The organism is Fimbriimonadia bacterium, from assembly GCA_039961735.1.
Lineage (GTDB): Bacteria > Armatimonadota > Fimbriimonadia > Fimbriimonadales > JABRVX01 > JABRVX01.
Map to the genome: position 1 here is coordinate 1 of JABRVX010000001.1, position 17,850 is coordinate 17,850.

Annotated in this window: 15 protein-coding genes; 4 read left to right on the top strand and 11 right to left on the bottom strand. The window is 61.7% G+C overall.

Features of this window, described 5'->3' with window-relative positions:
- Nucleotides 1-130 precede the first annotated feature (130 nt).
- From fsa to HRF45_00030, 6 genes are all read right to left on the bottom strand, one after another.
- Nucleotides 131-790 (bottom strand): fructose-6-phosphate aldolase, encoded by a 660-nt coding sequence (gene fsa / locus HRF45_00005; GenBank protein MEP0764913.1) that lies wholly within the window; start codon nt 788-790, stop codon nt 131-133.
- 50 nt (nt 791-840) lie between these two features.
- Nucleotides 841-1,764, bottom strand: a complete 924-nt coding sequence (locus tag HRF45_00010; protein MEP0764914.1) for a GNAT family N-acetyltransferase — start codon at nt 1,762-1,764, stop codon at nt 841-843.
- On the bottom strand, nt 1,761-2,312 hold the full coding sequence (locus tag HRF45_00015; GenBank protein ID MEP0764915.1) for a hypothetical protein: 552 nt from the start codon (nt 2,310-2,312) through the stop codon (nt 1,761-1,763). Before HRF45_00015 ends, HRF45_00010 begins: the two co-directional genes overlap by 4 nt.
- Before the next feature lie 459 nt (nt 2,313-2,771).
- Nucleotides 2,772-3,122 carry a DUF1844 domain-containing protein gene (locus HRF45_00020; GenBank protein MEP0764916.1) on the bottom strand — a complete coding sequence of 117 codons (351 nt, stop codon included), beginning with the start codon at nt 3,120-3,122 and terminating at the stop codon, nt 2,772-2,774.
- A 34-nt stretch (nt 3,123-3,156) separates the two neighbouring features.
- On the bottom strand, nt 3,157-5,325 hold the full coding sequence (locus HRF45_00025) for an ABC transporter ATP-binding protein (GenBank protein ID MEP0764917.1): 2,169 nt from the start codon (nt 5,323-5,325) through the stop codon (nt 3,157-3,159).
- Nucleotides 5,326-5,339: 14 nt separating this feature from the next.
- Nucleotides 5,340-5,690, bottom strand: a complete 351-nt coding sequence (locus tag HRF45_00030) for an MGMT family protein (GenBank protein MEP0764918.1) — start codon at nt 5,688-5,690, stop codon at nt 5,340-5,342.
- Nucleotides 5,691-5,785: 95 nt separating this feature from the next.
- Here HRF45_00030 and HRF45_00035 point away from each other — a divergent pair, with 95 nt between their 5' ends.
- Entirely contained in the window at nt 5,786-6,943 is a 1,158-nt protein-coding gene (locus HRF45_00035) for a 6-phosphofructokinase (GenBank protein ID MEP0764919.1), read from the top strand.
- A gap of 211 nt (nt 6,944-7,154) precedes the next feature.
- On the opposite strand, the gene HRF45_00040 is transcribed toward HRF45_00035, so the two are convergent.
- Nucleotides 7,155-9,092, bottom strand: coding sequence for an NPCBM/NEW2 domain-containing protein (locus tag HRF45_00040; GenBank protein MEP0764920.1), 1,938 nt, complete (start codon nt 9,090-9,092; stop codon nt 7,155-7,157).
- Between the two features lie 130 nt (nt 9,093-9,222).
- Here HRF45_00040 and HRF45_00045 point away from each other — a divergent pair, with 130 nt between their 5' ends.
- The 3 genes from HRF45_00045 (at nt 9,223) to HRF45_00055 (ending at nt 13,925) form a co-directional block, all read left to right on the top strand.
- Complete coding sequence (locus HRF45_00045; protein MEP0764921.1) at nt 9,223-11,304, top strand: fibronectin type III domain-containing protein; 2,082 nt, start codon at nt 9,223-9,225, stop codon at nt 11,302-11,304.
- Nucleotides 11,305-11,418: 114 nt separating this feature from the next.
- Entirely contained in the window at nt 11,419-12,408 is a 990-nt protein-coding gene (locus tag HRF45_00050) for an ornithine cyclodeaminase family protein (GenBank protein MEP0764922.1), read from the top strand.
- 2 nt (nt 12,409-12,410) lie between these two features.
- Nucleotides 12,411-13,925 carry an L-serine ammonia-lyase, iron-sulfur-dependent, subunit alpha gene (locus HRF45_00055; protein ID MEP0764923.1) on the top strand — a complete coding sequence of 505 codons (1,515 nt, stop codon included), beginning with the start codon at nt 12,411-12,413 and terminating at the stop codon, nt 13,923-13,925.
- Between the two features lie 3 nt (nt 13,926-13,928).
- Here the strand turns inward: HRF45_00055 and HRF45_00060 are convergent, their stop codons facing one another.
- Genes HRF45_00060 through HRF45_00075 form a run of 4 tightly spaced genes read right to left on the bottom strand, consistent with a single transcriptional unit; the run spans nt 13,929 to nt 17,835 of the window.
- A complete protein-coding gene (locus tag HRF45_00060) occupies nt 13,929-15,173 on the bottom strand; it encodes a hypothetical protein (GenBank protein ID MEP0764924.1) in 1,245 nt (414 codons plus the stop codon).
- The gene (locus tag HRF45_00065; protein ID MEP0764925.1) at nt 15,154-15,777 is read right to left on the bottom strand and encodes a thymidine kinase; all 624 of its coding nucleotides are present in this window, start codon (nt 15,775-15,777) and stop codon (nt 15,154-15,156) included. The genes HRF45_00060 and HRF45_00065 overlap by 20 nt, the downstream gene beginning before the upstream one ends.
- A 35-nt stretch (nt 15,778-15,812) precedes the next feature.
- Nucleotides 15,813-16,136 carry a hypothetical protein gene (locus tag HRF45_00070; GenBank protein ID MEP0764926.1) on the bottom strand — a complete coding sequence of 108 codons (324 nt, stop codon included), beginning with the start codon at nt 16,134-16,136 and terminating at the stop codon, nt 15,813-15,815.
- Between the two features lie 46 nt (nt 16,137-16,182).
- Nucleotides 16,183-17,835, bottom strand: a complete 1,653-nt coding sequence (locus HRF45_00075) for a hypothetical protein (GenBank protein MEP0764927.1) — start codon at nt 17,833-17,835, stop codon at nt 16,183-16,185.
- Nucleotides 17,836-17,850: the final 15 nt, after the last annotated feature.

Here is a 17,850-nt window from a genome sequence, read left to right on the forward strand (position 1 = left end):
TGGCATCGCCGTCTCGGCGATGGGTTCGGGACTGTGGCATCGCCGTCCCAGCGATGTGTTTTGGGCCGTGGCATCGCCGTCTCGGCGATGGGTTCGGGACCGGCGGGGCGCCGGAACTACGGAACCACCGCTACGAGAAGATTTTCAGACCCGCATTATGGAAGTCGTCTAGGAAGCGCTGCAGGCCGATGTCGGTCAGAGGGTGCAGGAACATCTGCTCCAGCACCTTGAACGGCATGGTAGCAATGTGCGCGCCGCACTCCATCGCCTCGACGACATGCATCGGGTGTCGCACACTGGCGACTAACACCTCGCTAGGAAAGCCGTAGTTCTCCATGGCCTGCACTGTGGCAGCCACCGCCTCCATGCCCCCGCCGCTGATGTCGTCCACACGACCGACGAAGTTGCTGATGAATGTCGCTCCGGCCTTTGCCGCCAGCAGCGCCTGCGAGACGCTGAACACGAGCGTGCAGTTCGTGCGGATGCCCTGTGACGAGAGAGTGCGAACAGTCCGGATGCCGTCGCGCGTCATGGGCACTTTGATCACGACGTTGGGGTGCCACGAAGCGATCTCGTGCGCCTCGCGCATCATGCCCTCGTAGTCCGTAGCTACCACTTCTGCGCTCACGCACCCCTCGCGGACGATCTCGCACATCTCGACGACGGTCTCTTTGAACCCTCGGCCGGACTTGGCAATCAGGGTCGGGTTCGTCGTCACCCCGTCCAGAATTCCCCACTCGTGTGCCGTGCGGACCTCGTCCACCAGACCGGTATCCACGAAGAGCTTCATCGGTTTCCTCCAACAGCGCAGAATGAGGGCGGTCGTGCCCGGCGCCGATTCTACTCCGCCAATCGCTTTCGGCAGAGCCGGTAGGACGTGCGAACAGCAAAGCCCATCTTGCCATAGAAGCCGAGTAGTCCCGTCCAATCCACCGAGATGCCCGTCACTCCCTTTGCGCGCAGCACCTCGATGGCCGCTTCCATCACCGCCCTACCCAAGCCTCTACCACGGTAAGACGCTGCCACCCCCACGTTGCCAATGCCCCCTGGGTTGCCCCCTAGGGCGAGGTGAAAGCTGAGGTTGCCGGCTAGGTGCCGGTGTTGGAGGGTGCTCGCGTGTACGAACGCGACGATCTTGCCGGCATCGCGCACAGCTACTGCGAAGGACGGGGCGTCCTCCACGCGCAGTCGGTGCTCGGTCTCGGCAAGCCAACGACCCGGGAACTCACGGCCAACGAATGCCAGCAGCCCCTCGACCTCCCTTGCCGTAACGGGCCCGGCCTCGGGGTGACTCGGCCGGACCGGCAGCACCTCCATCGGAGCGAACAGGTCGTACACCGGCTCGCCGAGCTGATAGCCTCGGGCCGCGAGTAGGTCAGTTAGCCAGGGCTCCTCCTCGGGCGGGCCAGGGTAGATGTGGTTGGGGTCCGAGCCGAAGCACACCTCACTCATCCCGGCGCTGCGCAGCGCCTTCTCCGCGTGGTCCAGGAGCGCGTCTGCTATGGCGGGGTCCGGCGCCGCAAGGGCACCGATCCAGCCGACATCCGGTGGCATCCCCTCCCAGAGCGGCGGGTCGAGCGGGACCTTCGCAGTCACCCACGTGCCGGAAGGCGGATGGAACAGGCAACCCTCGGGAAGCGCGTGCGGGTCCTGAAAGGCGTGCTGCGCGAACAAGCGTGGGCAAATACGGTGCTTGGGCGAGTAGCAGGCGTCCCACGCTTCGAGCGCGGCGGTACAGTCGTCTTGGGTGAGGGCACGAATCAACGCGACTGTTCTCGGAGGTAGTCCCCCAAGCGGTACAAGGCATCGCGTGAGCGCTCGATGCGATCTATCAACTTGCCGTCGTCGGCCTTGTGCACCGCGTCTAGGTCTGGCGGGTAGAAAAGGCACTGTAGTGCGTCCAGCGGCAGTCCGCAGAGCGACAGGCCGTACTCGGCATCGGCGACGTCCACGCTCAGGAATGCGAGAACGTAGGTGCGGATGACGGGATAGTTGCGCTTCATCGCATCGGTGAGCTGGCGGTACTCGGCTGCCATCCCGCCCACCACGCCGCAGCGTGCCGAGGCGCAGATCAGGTCCACCAGGCTCTCGAAGTCGTCGTAGAACCGCAGGAGATGTGCGCGCAAGGCTGCCAAGCGGGCCGGGTCCTCGCGCCCGATGGCACGATAGTACGCCGCGCGCATGGCGAGCGGGATTGCGATTACTGCTCGCGCACCTTGTCGAGCAAGTGCCGACGCCCGAGTGGCAACTGCCAAGCTCCAACGTTGCCTGCGATACGCAAGTGTACGAGCAACCCCTTGGACGATGGTCACGCGTTTACGCCTCCCCGTGGCCGTCCGTATACGTGCCAACCTGAGTATATCACAGAGTGCCACGGGTTGTGGTGTCAATCAGAGGAGGCGGCGTATATTGTGGCTGTGGTGCGCTCGAGTTCGCACGGGATGACTCGAGCCACGGCACGGTTTTTGGGGCCACTCTGTGCGTTCACGGGGGGCGGGCCGGCGGATGCTCTGACGAGGCACTGCCCCTTGGACTCGCCTCCGCAGGCATACAATGATGGGCCTACTGGATTCCCGCCTTCGCGGGAATGACGTGGAAGCTAGTGATCCAGAAGGCCGCGGCCTCACTGGATTCCCGCCTTCGCGGGAATGACCCCGCAATACAGCCTCAGTTCAGTACTTGTCCTTCCCGCGAAGGCGGGAATCCACGGACATGCGTTGCGCGTGGGTGAAATGGTCAAGCCAGATGCCGTGAGTGAGCTAGGCGTGGTCTCAGTCCGACTCCACCTGTGCGCTAGGTTGGGACTGGCGTGCGAAGTTGATTCGCAGGTTGGTGATCAGGTTACGGACGGCGCGCTGGTCCGCGCCGTCCAGATGGGGAAGCAGCGTATCGGCCATGCTCGAGGCGATATCCACCGCCGCCTTCGCTTCCTCCATGTTCTTGACCACCTTTCCGGCGATCAGATCCGTCTGAAGTCCCATGCGCTGGTAGGCAAGGTCGTTGAATGCGTGCAGCATCTGATACGCGAACACGAATACCGAAACCGGTTCGTGCGGCGGCGACGTATCGGACGTTTCGGCCGGCTGCTCCTCAGGGGTTTGAGTGGTGTCGCTCTCGTCCATTCTGCGTGCGAGTATATCACGGAGAGGCGGGCGACTAGATGAGCCTAGCTTCGTTGAGTCGCTGCTGCATCTCCACCAACCGCTTGTACACGCCGTCGCTCGCCATCAGTTCGTCGTGCGTGCCGATCTCTGCGATTTCGCCCTCTTCCAGGACGACGATTCGGTCTGCGTGCCGAAGCGTCGAGAGCCTGTGCGCGATGACGAAGGTGGTGCGGCCCTGCACTAGCCGGTTGAGCGCCTCTTGGATTGCTGCTTCTGTCTCGCTGTCAACGCTCGAGGTAGCCTCGTCCAAGATCAGGATGCGCGGGTCCCTTAGGATGGCGCGGGCGATAGCGATGCGCTGACGCTCCCCGCCCGAAAGCCTCTGCCCGCGCTCACCAACGTAGCTGTCGTAGGCATCCGGAAACTTCATGATGAAGTCGTGTGCGTTCGCGGCCTTCGCTGCGTTCATGATCTCGATATCGCTTGCGCCGGGGCGGCCGTACTCGATGTTCTCCTTGAGCGAAGTGGGGAAGAGGAAGGAGTCTTGCAGGACGAGCGCGATCTGGCTGCGCAGATCGTCCAGGCGGATGCGCCGCATGTCCACACCGTCGATCAGGATGCGGCCTTCGGTGGGGTCGAAGAAGCGACACAGCAAGTTGGTAATGGTGGTCTTGCCGGCACCGGAGTGGCCGACCAGCCCGATCATCTCGCCTGGCTGTACGTCCAGGTTGATGTTCTTCAGTACGGTGCGGAGCTTGTCGTAGCCGAAGTTGACCCCCTCGAACGTCACGCGCCCCTCGATGCGCGGCATGGGAATGGCGTCCGAGCTGTCACGGATGTCCGGCGGAGTGTCCATGATCTCGAACACGCGCTCGGCGGCAGAAAGCGAGCGCGATGTCCAGTCAATCCAGCGCGTGAGTTGCTGCAACGGCATGTAGAAGAGCGCCAGATACCCGATGAAGGCGACGAGCTCGCCGACGGTCATGGCGTCGTGGATGACCTTGATGCCTCCGGCATACCACACGATGAAGGAGCTGGCGTTGATGAGGAAAGTGATGAGCGGGACGAGCGTCACCCACATACTCTCGGCGCGCATGCCGGCATTCCGCAGCTCTCCGACCCTCCGCTCGAAACGCCGTTGCTCCACAGCCTCACCGGCAAACGCCTTGACCACCTTCATACCGCTCAGCGTCCCGGTCAGGGCGCCGCCGAGCTTGGACCAGCGGTGCCAGTAATGCCGCCACGCGCGGAAGATCTTCCTGCGGGACATCCGAACCAACACGGCAATCAGTGGTGCGGGTAGCAGCGTGAGCAGCGCGATGTCCCATCGAAGCAGGAAGAGGGCGATAGCGATAGCGATCAGAAGCGCCGAGTTGCCGATCAGCGCGGGAACAGCGTCCACCAACATGTCGAGCAGCGCGCTGGTGTCTTGGGTGATGCGGCTGATGATGCTGCCCACTTGGCGCTTCTCGAAGTAACCGACAGAGAGAGACTGGAGCTTGCGGTATAGGTCGGCACGCAAGTCGAAGATGGCGGAGTGGCCCACCTTCGCGCCGATGCGACCCCGAGCGGCCTGCAGCACGCCGTGCAGGACTCGGGAGAACACGAGGGCGAGCACGAGCAGTGAGAACAGCCCGACGTGCTTGTTGGAGAGAAGCACGTCGTCAATAAGTATCTTGGTGAGGTAAGGCGGTACGGCCTCGAGCCCCGCCTCCGCCAATATGAGGCAAGCCGACAGCACGACGTATCGCCGGTACGGACGCAGGTAGCCGAAGATGCGAAGTAGAGTCCTCCCCTTGTGGATGCACGCGTCGCATCGGTCGCTGTCCTCGGGAAGCGGCCGGTTGCACTTCGGACAGAGCCTGGGCGTCTCGATCTTGACAGCCGAGGCTTCGCCGCTGAGCATGCCTTCCAGCTTCTTCTGTGTGGAGAGCAGGAGGCTAGAGCAGCGGTTGGTGCCCCTTACTAGTTCGATCTTCGCACCGTTGACGCTTACGACCAGCGCGCTGCTGTCTACCAGCGGTTCGATCCTTGGCGCGCTCACGTCCGTAATGGGGAGTTCGAGCCTAGGGGTGCCGCCTTCGGTTACCCGAAGTGTGCCGTTGGATACTTGCAGGCACGTGCTTCCGAACGTTCCGTCTGAGCGGAGGTCGGTGGATATTTGCAGGGTTGGCTCAGCTTCTGCGGGCTCCGCTTCGCCGGAGATCTCGGCCAACGTCACGATCGCATTCTACATCATTCTTGCTGCGCCGGCACACCGAGCAGGACCTCCATTTGCTCCACGGACAGGCAGAACTGCGCCATGTCCACACAGTCCCCGTGGAACACGACGCCTTCCTCCTCCAGCCTGCGGCGTTGCTCTACTGCGTATTGCGGCGAGCGTTTGCCAATGGGTAGCGCGCCAATCCGGTTGACGACCCGCCACCAGGGAGCATCTTCGGGGCAGCGGAACATCAGGCGTCCGACCATTCTGCCCGGGAGCGGCGGTGTGACCAGTTCTCCAATCGCTCCATAGCTCACGACGCATCCACGCGGGATGCGGCGGACCACCGCATAAAGCTGAGCGGCACTGTCGGAAGTGGGCATTCAGATGCACTCTCCCGGTTCGCTGGAGCCCCCTTTAGGTAGACTCCTCGCAGTCCGATTGGACAGCGATAACCTTACCCCGGAGGTTACCCAAGGTGCGCGTCGGTATCTTGACAGGTGGGGGAGACGTTCCCGGTCTCAACCCATGCATCAAAGCGGTCGTGGACGACCTGATCGACTGCGGCCACGAGATGGTCGGCATTCGTCGAGGTTGGGCAGGCTTGCTGCACTACAACCCGGATTCGTTCCCGGAGCAGCCTGAGTGGGTCCGTTCGCTCTCGAGACTGGACGTCCGAACCATCGACCGCACTGGTGGCACGTTCCTGCACACCTCGCGCACCAATCCAGCATCGGTGAAGCTTAAGAAGGCTCCAGCGTTCCTCTCCGACCCGAACCCGGAAGCCGGTCCTGATGAGCCGCGGGACTTTACGGCCCATGTGCTGAAGGTGATTGACAGACTCCGGCTCGACAGCCTGGTTGTCATCGGCGGGGACGACACCCTTAGCTACGCAGTGCGGATGCACAAAGAAGGTGTTCCCGTAGTGGCCATCCCGAAGACGATGGATAACGACGTCTTCGGCACCGACTATTGCATCGGGTTCTCCACCGCCATCACCCGTAGCGTGGACTTCATCACGAACCTTAGAACCCCCGCAGGGTCTCACGAGCGCATCGCGGTGGCGGAGCTGTTCGGACGCAACTCCGGCGAGACTTCGCTGATCACCGCGTACCTGGCGAACGTGGACCGGGCGATAATCTCCGAGGTACCGTTCGACATCAAAAGGCTGGCGGACTTCCTGGTGAAAGACAAGGCTGCCAACCCCTCGGGCTACTCTATCATGACGATATCCGAAGGGGCTCAGATCATCGGCGGCGACGTGGTGGAGCGTGGCGAAGCCGACGCGTATGGGCATCGCAAGCTGGGCGGTATCGGCACGATCGTAGGCGAAATGATCAAGGAGATCACCGGCCAGGACGTGATCGTGCAACAGCTCGCCTACCTGATGCGTGGTGGGGCGCCGGACAGCTTGGACCGCATGGTCGCACTCAGCTTCGGGCACCTAGCGGCGCAGATGCTGCTGCGCGGCGAGACCGGTGTCATGGTAGCCATTCATCGAGGTATCTACGGCTCGACACCGCTGGCAGATGTCGGGACGGGAACGAAGCGGGTAGACGTGTCCGAGTTCTACGACCCGGACCAGTACAAACCCGTGATCCGCCACGTCCTGGACAAGCCGATGTTCCTGTACTAGCTGCAGCGACCACCTACGCATCACGCTGAGCCCCCGTGTCCGTCATGCTGAACTCACCTGCCCGTCATGCTGAGCTTGTCGAAGCATGACGCCGGAAGCCGCCGAGTTGGCAAGTTGATAGCTGCAAGCGATGGCATGCTTCGACAAGCTCAGCATGACGGGTAAAGAGCGATCCCATCGTCGCCGGACGGACTATCCTGTCTGCACGCCCCTACAGATCCCCCTCGCGAGGAGTGCCGATCTTGACGAACACCGCCCCGTGGCTTGGGACCGCCACTGAGAACTCGCGATCGAAGATGCCGAGGTCCCTCTGTCGCCAGAGATCGCGCACCGGCTGCCTGCCACGCAGCCCGAGATCCGACCACCTCGCTGTGACCTCGGTGCGGAACGAGCCGCGGTTGAACAGCCCGACAGCTACCGTACCATCCCAGAGCGGCCGCGCCCACACCTCGGTCATGCCTTCCTTGGCCTTCCGCCCGGCGGCCTTCCCCAGAGGATCCTGGTTGACGTCCAGCACCTCGCTGTTCGTAAGCAAGTCGATCGTGAACTTATCGAGTTGCGAAAGATCACAACCTAACAGCAGTGGAGAAGCGAGCAGACACCACAACGTGATATGAGTGATCTGCTCGTTCGGTGTTAGTCTGGTCGGCCGGACGTTCGGCCCCCAACCTAACACTCCTACCACTAACATATCGGGGTCGTTCCATCCGCCGGGGCCGGCATACTTCTCGCGGCCGTCGTGTCCGAATCCGATGGATGACATGCTTGCCCAGGTGTCGGTGATGTCACCCGTGGTCCGCCAGCAATTGCCACCCACTTCGGCACCCCACTTCCACACCTCACCCATCCCATACTGGCACAGGCTGTACACGATGTCCCGACCACACTTGTCGAGTGCGTCTCGCATTACGTAGTATGGTTTCTGCAGCTCCGCCAGGCTGTTGTCCTTCGCGATGGACCCGTACGAACACCAGTCGTACTTGATATAGTCCACTCCCCACGCAGCCCACGTCCGCGCGTCCAGTTCTTCGTAGCCGTAGCTGCCCTCGAAGCCTGCGCACGTCTTCGGGCCGGGCGAGGAGTAAACACCAAACTTCAGGCCGAGGGAATGCACGTAGTCGGCCAGCGCCTTCATGTCGGGGAACTTCTCGTTCGTGCCGAGCACTCCGTCCGGTCCGCGCTTCCCCTCCCAACAGTCGTCCACGTTGATGTACTGGAAGCCCTTGGCGGCCAACCCACTCTTCACCATCCACTCGGCTGCAGCTCGCACCTTCGCATCGTCCACGGCTCCGGCCCACACGTTCCATGAATTCCACCCGAGCGGTGGCGTGAGTGCGAGCTTGTGCTCGCCCGTGACAATGGCCAGCTTGCGCGTGGCTTCTCCCAAGCGGTTGCGGACGTGTAGGGTGACAACCGCCTTCCCCTGCGCCGGGGCCCGTCCGGCGATGATGCCAGTGCGCGGGTCCAGGTTCAGTCCGGCTGGCAAGTTGTCGGCCGAGAACGTCAGTGGTGCCTCACCGGTCGCGGGGATGCGGAACAGAAAATCGTGCCCAGGGGTTGCTCCGACGATTCGCGGGCCATGGATCCGAGGTTGCGGCGGGTCTCCGGAGGCGATCTCGGGCGTGGGTTCGGGTGGTCGCTGGAGCGCCACGGGTCTGCGGCTCGATGCGGAGCGCAGCACGATCATCGCGTTCGCCCAGTCGGCGTGATCGTGGTCAATACCGTCGTCGGCGTCCAGCACCATCAGTGTCAGTGTAGAGGCCCCTGTGAGGTCAATGGAAACAGGCACGGCGGCCTGCCCGCCTCTCAGCACGCCAGACGTAAAGGCGAGCCGGTCGTCCACGATAACCTGGAACTCGACGCTGCCTCTACCCTGAGTCTCGTCGTCCACACCGACCATGGCTTTGAAAGTTACTGCCTCGCCACCGAGATTCAAACTGAACTCGCTTACTGCATGAGTGCCCACGCCGTGCGCGAACTCCCGACCGCCGATCCGAATCGGATTCCGCTCCACAGAGCTCCCTGCTCGCGGGCTTCCCCACTCTTGGGTCATGCGGGCGATGTCGAGGTCCTCCAGCCAGACGATGGCCTCTCTGGACGTCTGCTGCGGGGCAAGCAGTGTGCTGAGAAAAAGGGCTATGACGAACACTGGCGACCACGCTCCTATCTGGGGGCAGCCCCAGGAGGCATTCGCCTTGGGCGCCCCACCCTCCTGTCCCCGTAAGGCAACGGGTCCCGAGTTCCTAGGAGAAGTTGCGTAGGAAGCGAAGGATGCTCCCATGAAAGGAACTATCGGTTGTACAGCGGTGCGGACGGCGGCGCTTCTGGTCGCCGCCGTCTTCCTTCCGATCGCCGTCCCGGCGGACACGCTGGAGCTGAAGGACGGCACGATACTGCAAGGGTGTTATGTCCGAGACGAAGGCATCCGCTACACGGTTTGGGAAAACCTGGAGCAGGTCGGCAGCCCGCCCAAGGCGATCCCCCGCAGCGCAGTCAAGTCGGTCAAAATCGAGCGTCCCGATGAGTGGGACCTCAAGCCGAACCTGCCCGACCTGACCGTGACCTACATCGAGATGAACCCAAAACTCGCTGGCCTGCACGGCAAGGTGAACTACGACGTGTACGGACGGCCCAGCCTAGGCAACTCCCCGCTGATCCCCGACCTGGGAGACCGCATCTTCATGCAGCCCGAAGAGGCTGCCAAGAACCTGAAGCTCAAGTACAAGCCGGGAGAGGAGATCACGCTTACCGGCCACGTCCGCAATCTCGGCTTTGCCACCGCGAAGCCGTTCGAGATCGTTTGGCTTATCGACGGGCAAGAGATGAAGCGCGAGCGGTGCCGGCGTGAGCTTAAGGAGATGGAGGAGTTCACCACGCAGCTCAAATGGCATTGGCGCGACGGCTTTCATGAAGCAACTTTGCGCATTGTCACCGATCAGAAGGAAATCGCTACCATCAATAACGAGGCCACCGATCCGCTGTGGGCCTTCACCTACTTCTACATCGTTAGCAACGGAAGGGTGAAAGCATGGCACGAGAAGAGAACCGCCTACGGCACGTTCTCGTTCGAGGACTTCTACCGGTGGCACCTGGACATCATGAACCTGCTCTTCGCGCACAGCGTGTGGCCGGCCTCGCCCAACGGGATCGTCGCTCGCGTGCGACTGGACAAGATCTACTATACGGACGACGTGGACCAGGCGATCAAGGACCGCACCTCGCCCGACGGCATCGCCTATGATCAGGGCGGCTGGATATGGATTGACGACCAGGACCGCAACAAGAAGTGGGAACCCGCAAGCAAGGAGTGGAGAAACCAGACCGAGTGGTCGCTGCCACACGAGTTAGGCCATCAGCTCGGCCTGGTGGACTATTACGCTCTCGACTATGGCGGCCACGAGGATCACGTCGCGCCGGACAACGGCGAAAAGGTGACTCACTTCCAAAATCACCCGCAGACGATGATGCACTGGCACGGACCACACTTGTTCAACGAGGTAGATGCAGGTTATCTGAACATGACCTGGGATAAGCCACGCGGTCACTTCGGCGACTACTACTTTGCTATACCGGACGAGAACTTCCTTCGCATTACAGACGTGAACGGATTGGGCGTCCCAGATGCCAAGGTAGAGATCTATCAACGTGGCTGCACGGTGGACCCAGAGGGGGTTCCTGGCGAGGACCGTGGCGTCAAGTACTTCCCGGTGATCGAGGACGGAGACTTCGGCAAGCCCGTCTCGAAAGACCCCGTGATCGTGGGTACCACCGACCGTGAGGGCTATCTGCGCCTGCCGAACCGCCCTGTGATGGAGGTACGGACGCTGAACGGCTTCCATCGCAAGCCCAACCCTTGGGGCAATATCAACGTGGTGGGTGGCCGCGGCTTGATGCTAGTGAAAGTCACGAAGTACGAGCGACCGGTGTACTTCTGGCTGGAATCTGCCGAATTCGTTCGTGCGTGGTTTCGTGGCCAGAAAGACCGCTACGTCACGGTTCTTAAGACCCCCTACCGCTCGGTCACATCCCCACTACCACCGGTCCAAGTGAGTGTGGATAGACTCGACGAGCACCATGTCAAAGTTACATGGCAGCCATCGCCGGATGTGCGGGAGCAGCACTACTTCGATCGTGCCATCGGCTACCGAGTGTATCGCCGCATCGGCTACGATGGTCTGAATGATCGCCCTTGGTTCCCGGTCGCGACGGTAGGGCCGAACACCTTCGAGGCGGTGGTTGACCTGAGGGAGTATCCCGAGGACGTGTACTGGTTCTCGCGCGTCAACCGCTTTGCGGTCACTGCGGTGGGAGACCTGAGCATGGAGAGCGAGTTAGTCGAGGTGCTGTTACCACAGCAGTAGCGTGCATTCTCTAGGTCGGCGGACGCTCTTTTCTGGACATCCGCCGATGCATTTCGCCCCGTCTGCGTTGCACGTGCCTTGCCGTGCGTGGTACCGTCTATAGGGTGGATCCGCATGCCATTACTGCTAACTAGAGCCGACGTGGAGCGGTGCCTCTCCATGGGAGCCGCAATCGAGGCCGTCGAGATGGGCTTTCGCCGTCTCTCGGCAGGCGAAGTGGTCATGCCGCAACGCACCGTAACGCCCGTGGTAGCACACGATGGGACACTCCTGTGCATGCCTGCCTACGTAGAGTCTCAGCCGGAGGTGTTATGCGTCAAGGTGGTCACGGCGTACGGGCAGAACATCGCCAGGCACTCCGAGGCGCCAGTGCAAGGAGTCGTTCTGTTGCACCGCCCGGAGACCGGAAGGTTGATTGCCATCATCGAGGCCGAATACCTGACTGCTGTGCGCACCGGGGCAGCCGGCGGAGTTGCTGCGAAAGTCCTGGCATGTGCAGATGCCACGGTTGCCACCGTTTTCGGTGTGGGGGCGCAAGCGCGGACTCAGTTGATTGCTCTATCCGTCGTTCGACCATTGCGGAGTGTTTTCGTGCTGTCCAAGCATGACCCGCGGACAGACTCGTTCTGCCACGAGATGGCGACACTCCTGGGTTGCAACGTGCTGGCAGCCACGGACCCCGAGGAGGCTGTACGCCGGTCGGATGTCATCATCACTGCCACCAACGCCACCGAGCCGGTGTTTAGGGGAGAATGGCTGCGTCCAGGCACGCACGTTACGGCGGTCGGCGCGTTCACGCGCAGCACTCGTGAGTTGGACTCAGAAACGGTGCGCCGTTCCAAGCTGTATGTGGACCATCGCGCTGCGGCGCTGCTCGAGGCTGGAGATGTTCTGATACCGTTGGGCGAAGGTGCGATCGCTCCGGATCACATCGTGGGGGAAGTCGGCGAGGTTCTACTGGGCCTCGTACCCGGAAGAACACAGGCGGACGAGATCACTGTCTTCAAGTCAGTGGGGCTGGCCGTGCAGGATGCGATGGTGGCCAACTCGGTGTATCAGCGGGCCATAGAGTTGGGGCTCGGAACGGAGGTCCCGTTGGAGTAGGTATGAACGCAGTAAGCATCCTGAACGAAGTACTCGGACCTATCATGTTCGGCCCGTCGAGCTCGCACACGGCGGGCAGCTACCACATCGGCCGGCTGGCCCGCGACCTGCTAGGCGAGCCTCTTCGAACCGCACGAATCGCGTTCGATCCGGCCGGCTCTTACGCACAGCTGTATCGCGAACAGGGGAGCGACCGCGCGTTCGTGGCGGGACTGCTGGGGTGGGATATCACCGACGACCGGTTTCACTCTGCTCTGGCAGAAGCCGAGCGCTCGGGAGTCTCCGTGGAATTCGTGGTCGAGCCGTTGGCGGAGGCGGACCACCCGAATACGGTGGAATTGTCGCTAACTGGTGTTCGTGGCACGACGCTCCACGTGGTAGCTCGTTCCATAGGTGGTGGCGCAATCGAGATCGTACGACTGAACGGGATGCCGATACTACTGCGTGGCGATGCGAACGCCTGCATACTACTGCCAAAGGCAGGTACCGTGCAGAACGTAATCGAGATGCTGCGGGCGCAGGGAGTCGAGCATGTAGCATCCAGCGAGCCGCTCCTGATAGCGGCGATGGAGGGAAGGGAGCAACCTAAGATTCCGGATGAGGTCCTCGAGGATGTGTGGACCGTACGAGCCATCTTCTACCCTCGCCTCGGTTCGCCGCCGTGGCGGTCGTCAGCCGAGCTGCTAGCGCGTGGAGGCGAAAGGCTGGGCGAATCGGGCCTGTTCTACGAATGCGCGGTGCTGGGCCTGGACGAGCAACGCGTGCTGGCGGAAGTGTTGCGCCGCTACGATGTCATGCGCGAGTCGGTACACACGGGTCTGTGCGATGAAGACCTAAGCATGCAACTCCTTCGCCCCGTGGCTGGGGCGATGATGAAGCACGAGCACGCCGGAGCGCTGCCGGTAGGCGGCCTGCACGCGCGCGCGGCTGCCAGGGCGATGGCGGTGATGCATGTCAACGGTGCCATGGGGCGACTCTGTGCTGCTCCCACCGCAGGCTCGGCAGGGGTTCTTCCCGGCGTGTTAGTGACGCTCGAAGAGGAGTGTGGCGTGGATCGGGAACGTATCGCACTCGGACTGCTTGCTGCAGGAGCGGTCGGAGTGGTGATCGCGGAACGTGCCACTTTCGCCGCAGAGGTGGCCGGTTGTCAGGTCGAGATCGGTGCTTCGGGCGCCATGGCAGCCGCGGCGGTGGTGGACATCTTCGGTGGCTCCGCACGCCAAGCGTGTGATGCAGCCGCGATCTCGCTTCAGAACACGATGGGGATGGTATGCGACTTGGTGCAGGGCATCGTGGAGATACCCTGCCACACACGCAATGCCGTCGCTGCATCCAGCGCCTTCGTCTGCGCGGATCTCGTGATGGCAGGCTACCAGAACCCGGTGTCTCTCGACGAAACGGTGGATGCCGTCTACGCGGTCGGGAAGATGCTGCCGCCGGAGCTACGCTGCACATCGAAGGGAGGGCTGGCCGTCACACCCTCCGCAAAAAACCTGCGACGGTTGCGTGTGCTGTGAAGTTCAGTATTGCTCTGCTAGGCGCTTTGCCACTCGCGTCCACTCTGTGAAGCGCTCTGGCTTGTGCTCGCATGTGTGTGTGTCCTTCAGCACCATCTCGATCAGGCAGTCCCTCGTCACATCCAGTGTGTGACGGATGTACTTCTCGATGAAGGATAGGTCGAACTCGCCGACCAAGTGAGACGGCTGCGGCTTCCAAGAAAATATGGCCCGTTTCCCGATACCCTCTGCACACTTGACCACGTCGGCCGATGGCGCCACCGAGATTCGTCGCATGCTGGGCAGGCTCAACACGAGGTGCAACTTATCATGCAAGGGATCGCAGCATCCGTATCCGGTCAGTCCGAATGGCTCTAGCAGCGTGCGCTCGTACTGCCATGCGAACTCCTCGTGCATACGTGGTGAAACGACTGCGAACTCCTGGGTCTCCGCCGATGCCCACATGTCGCAGGGCCGAACTTGCTCCGGATCGTAATCGGGGGCCGGTAGGTCCCACGTGTAACCATTTCCTCCGGTCGAGCAATAGGTCTCATCGTTGTTCAGGCTCAGCAGGTTCATTGCCTGATACTGCTCGATAAGTTCTCGGTTTCCTCGGGTTAGTAGTGACATGGCTGCGTGTACCATCTCGGGTTGTTCCACCATGTCCACCATCACCTGCTCGAGCCCGCGCAGCTTAGTGTAGAGGTTCATCATGTGGAACGAGACGTGTGCGATGCCCTTCTGCACGATGTCCAGAATGTCACCGAAGAGATCGTGTGCGATGTCCAAGTCTCGTGCGCTGCCCTCTTCGTCCACGGTGACCCTCGGCATTCGCAACTTCTCCAGGTCGTCCCAGCTACGTATGACCGGGTCGAACGCCCAGGAACCGCGCTCCATCGGGCTGTCGGTCTGACTCGCCTCGAGTCCCCACCCGGTGTCGGTGATACGTTTTCGAACGATCCAGCGTCCCTCACACACGGTGTCGTCGTCGAAGTGCTCATAGGTGTAGATCCGTGCGCGCAGATTCCACTCCATAGCGCGCGTGGTTTCATCCTCACATGTCAGCGAGGACTGCGGTAGCAGCTCTTCCCACGAGCCCTCTGGGAACACGAGGATCATGGGGCGCACGCGCTCGAGGCTGTTGTGGCGCGTCCACATATCCCGCCGCTCCTGCATAATCGGCAGCGCGGCGATCTCTGCCACGCGCTTCGCGAGATCGCGCAGGGTAGCGCGGTCCCGAGCAGAGATGCTAGGTTCGATTGCTGTCATCGAATAGCCCTCGCTCCTCGTGCACGAAGGTCTGGTTGCCCGAGGAACGCGAGTAGGTGCGCCTGCGCGGCTTGGGCGCATCGGGTAGTTCATGGCAGTGTCTGCAGCGAGCCTCGTATCGCTCGCTCGCGCCTATGAGCACGATGGGGTCGTGGTAGGATGCAGGTCGCCCGTCTACCAGCCGCTGAGTGTGGCTTGCAGTGTTACCGCACCGCACACAGATGGCGCGCAGCTTGACCACTTCGTCGGCTAGGGCAAGCAGCTTCGGCATCGGGCCGAAAGGTTCTCGCCGAAAATCCTGATCCAGTCCTGCCACTAACACCGTCTTGCCCTTGTCTGCAAGCCTGTTGCACAGGTCTGGCAAGAGCATGTCGAAGAACTGTGCCTCTTCTATTGCTACCACTTCGGTGTCGGGTATCAGTAGCTTCTCGAGATCGGCGGAGCTGCGGACGGCTATTGCGTTCAGCTTAACCCCTTCGTGGGTGGCAATCTCCGTCTCGGAGTACCGCGTGTCATAGGCGTGCTTGAACACCTGTACCTTCTTTTTCGCGTACAGCGATCGGCGGATGAGACGTATCAACTCCTCCGATTTGCCCGCAAACATCCCACCGCAGATAACGGTGAGACTACCTCGCCGTTTCACAGGTTTTCATCCTCGCCTGCGTCGGTCTCGAGCATCTCCTCCATCTCGTCGGACATGTCGTCATCCAAGGCCTTTCCCATCTCGCGTGCCAGCTCACGCATCTCGCGAGGGCTCTCTGGCTCGCCCATCGTCTCGATCCGGTCCGCTAGCTCGTCCAAGCGGTCCTCCTCGGAGCGAGCGGGTCGGAACCGGGACACGGCACGGACGAGGTCGGTCGAGCCGCACTTCGGGCAAGGCTCGACCTGTGAATCGGCGGTCACGCCTAGCAACTGCGAGAAGCGGTGTCCGCAGCGTCGGCACAAGAACTCGATGAGTGGCATAGTCGTGCCTCAGACTACCACGCGCGTCGCCGCCTTCCTCCCCCGTCTACGGATCGCCCTGCTTGCCGAAGTTGATCAGCACGATGTTCAGGTCGGATAGGTCCACGGTGCCATCCCAGTTCAGGTCGCCTTGGTCCGGGCCAAGCCCGAGACTTGTCAACACCAATGTCAGATCCTCGATGTCCACGGTATTGGTGTAGTTCGCATCGCCGGCAGTAAGCAGCACGCTCAGGTCGATAGACGGTGCAGCTACCACGATGTTGGGAACGGTCTTGCCTAAGAATGTCTCCCAATAGAGCCATGCGTCGTAGTCCCCGCAGTCGGCAAGCCACGCACTGGTGAAGCGCCTGTCTGCGTTCAACACCGGATAGTCCAGATACCGGATCGTCTTGGTCCCGGGGTTGCGTAGCTCCAATCCTCCCATGAATCCGACCGGATTGCCCAGGTAGTACTGCATGTCGACGGTTCCGGTCACTCGCGCTCGTGTTAGGTTGCATCCGGCCTCGTACTGGATGTAGTACAGGATGCGCTCGATGACACGCGGATGGAACTGCAGCAGAATGTTCCACATACCGCCGGAGCAAATGTGGCAGTAGCTCATGATGGTGCCGACGAAAGGCGGGTCGTTGCACCCGAGACCACAGGTATCGATCGGCGGATTGTACCCATCGTGCGTGTGCAGGGTGCCGAAGTTGTGACCGGTCTCATGTGCGACCACGAACGGGTCCCAATTGCTCCAATGGGGCTCCAGAGACGGATTGAAGTAGCCATTGAGGTTTGCGCTCAATGCAAACCCCCACCAGGGGTTACATACTACGCCGACCCATGCCACCCCACCACCTAAACTGCGCGCGGACAGAAAGTGGCCCAGAGCGCGGGGGATGTGCGCCATATTATTGACCCAGTAGTCGCGGTACTGAGATAGCTGGTCTCCCGTGTTAGCCTTGTCCCACGGGTCGTTCGTCAGCCATAGTCGCAAGTATGTGACGACCAGCCTCGTTTGCACGTCGCGCTCGTAGATGAACGTCATGGCCCCGTACAGCTCTGCAACATAGGCAGCCGCGCGGGTAGGGTTGTTGGCAAAACGGAGCAGAGTGAACTCGCGGTCCGTCTCCAACGCAATAGATGCGATCCTGGGGCCGACGCTCTCGACCCGTACCCCATGGTCGGCATGTAAAGTGGTTTGTGGTGGTATAAGTGCTTCACACGTCCAGTTGCTGGAAGGCTGCGTGGGCAAACTGCGCAGATCGGTAATCGTGGTAACCCCGTCCTGAGTAGAGATCATGTGCCGCTCATCGCCGCGGTTGATCCATCCGTTGCTTAGGTGTGGTGACAGGCCCAGATAGACTTCCGAATCCGGTTCTCCCTGAACCTTTCCGCGCAGCAGCACGACGTCCGGGAAGGGAAGTCTGCGCTCGCCGTCCGGGTACACGGCCACGATCTGCGTGTGCGCGGAGAACACCTCGAACCGCTGCAACTCCAGGTTGACCTTGCGCCCGGCGTCGAGCGGGAACCCACGCAGAAGCACGAGTCCTTCGGCGCCCTTGAGTGCTCGGTAAGCGACCGGGTCGAAGGCCAGCGGGGTGCCCCACTCGGGTCCGGTGCGGTCCGCGAGCCTCAGCGGCGACGGGGCGACCGACACCTGCGCTAAGACCGCCACACTGAACAGCCAGAGAACCAGAATGCTTAGAGTCCTCATCTTCACTCTCCTCAC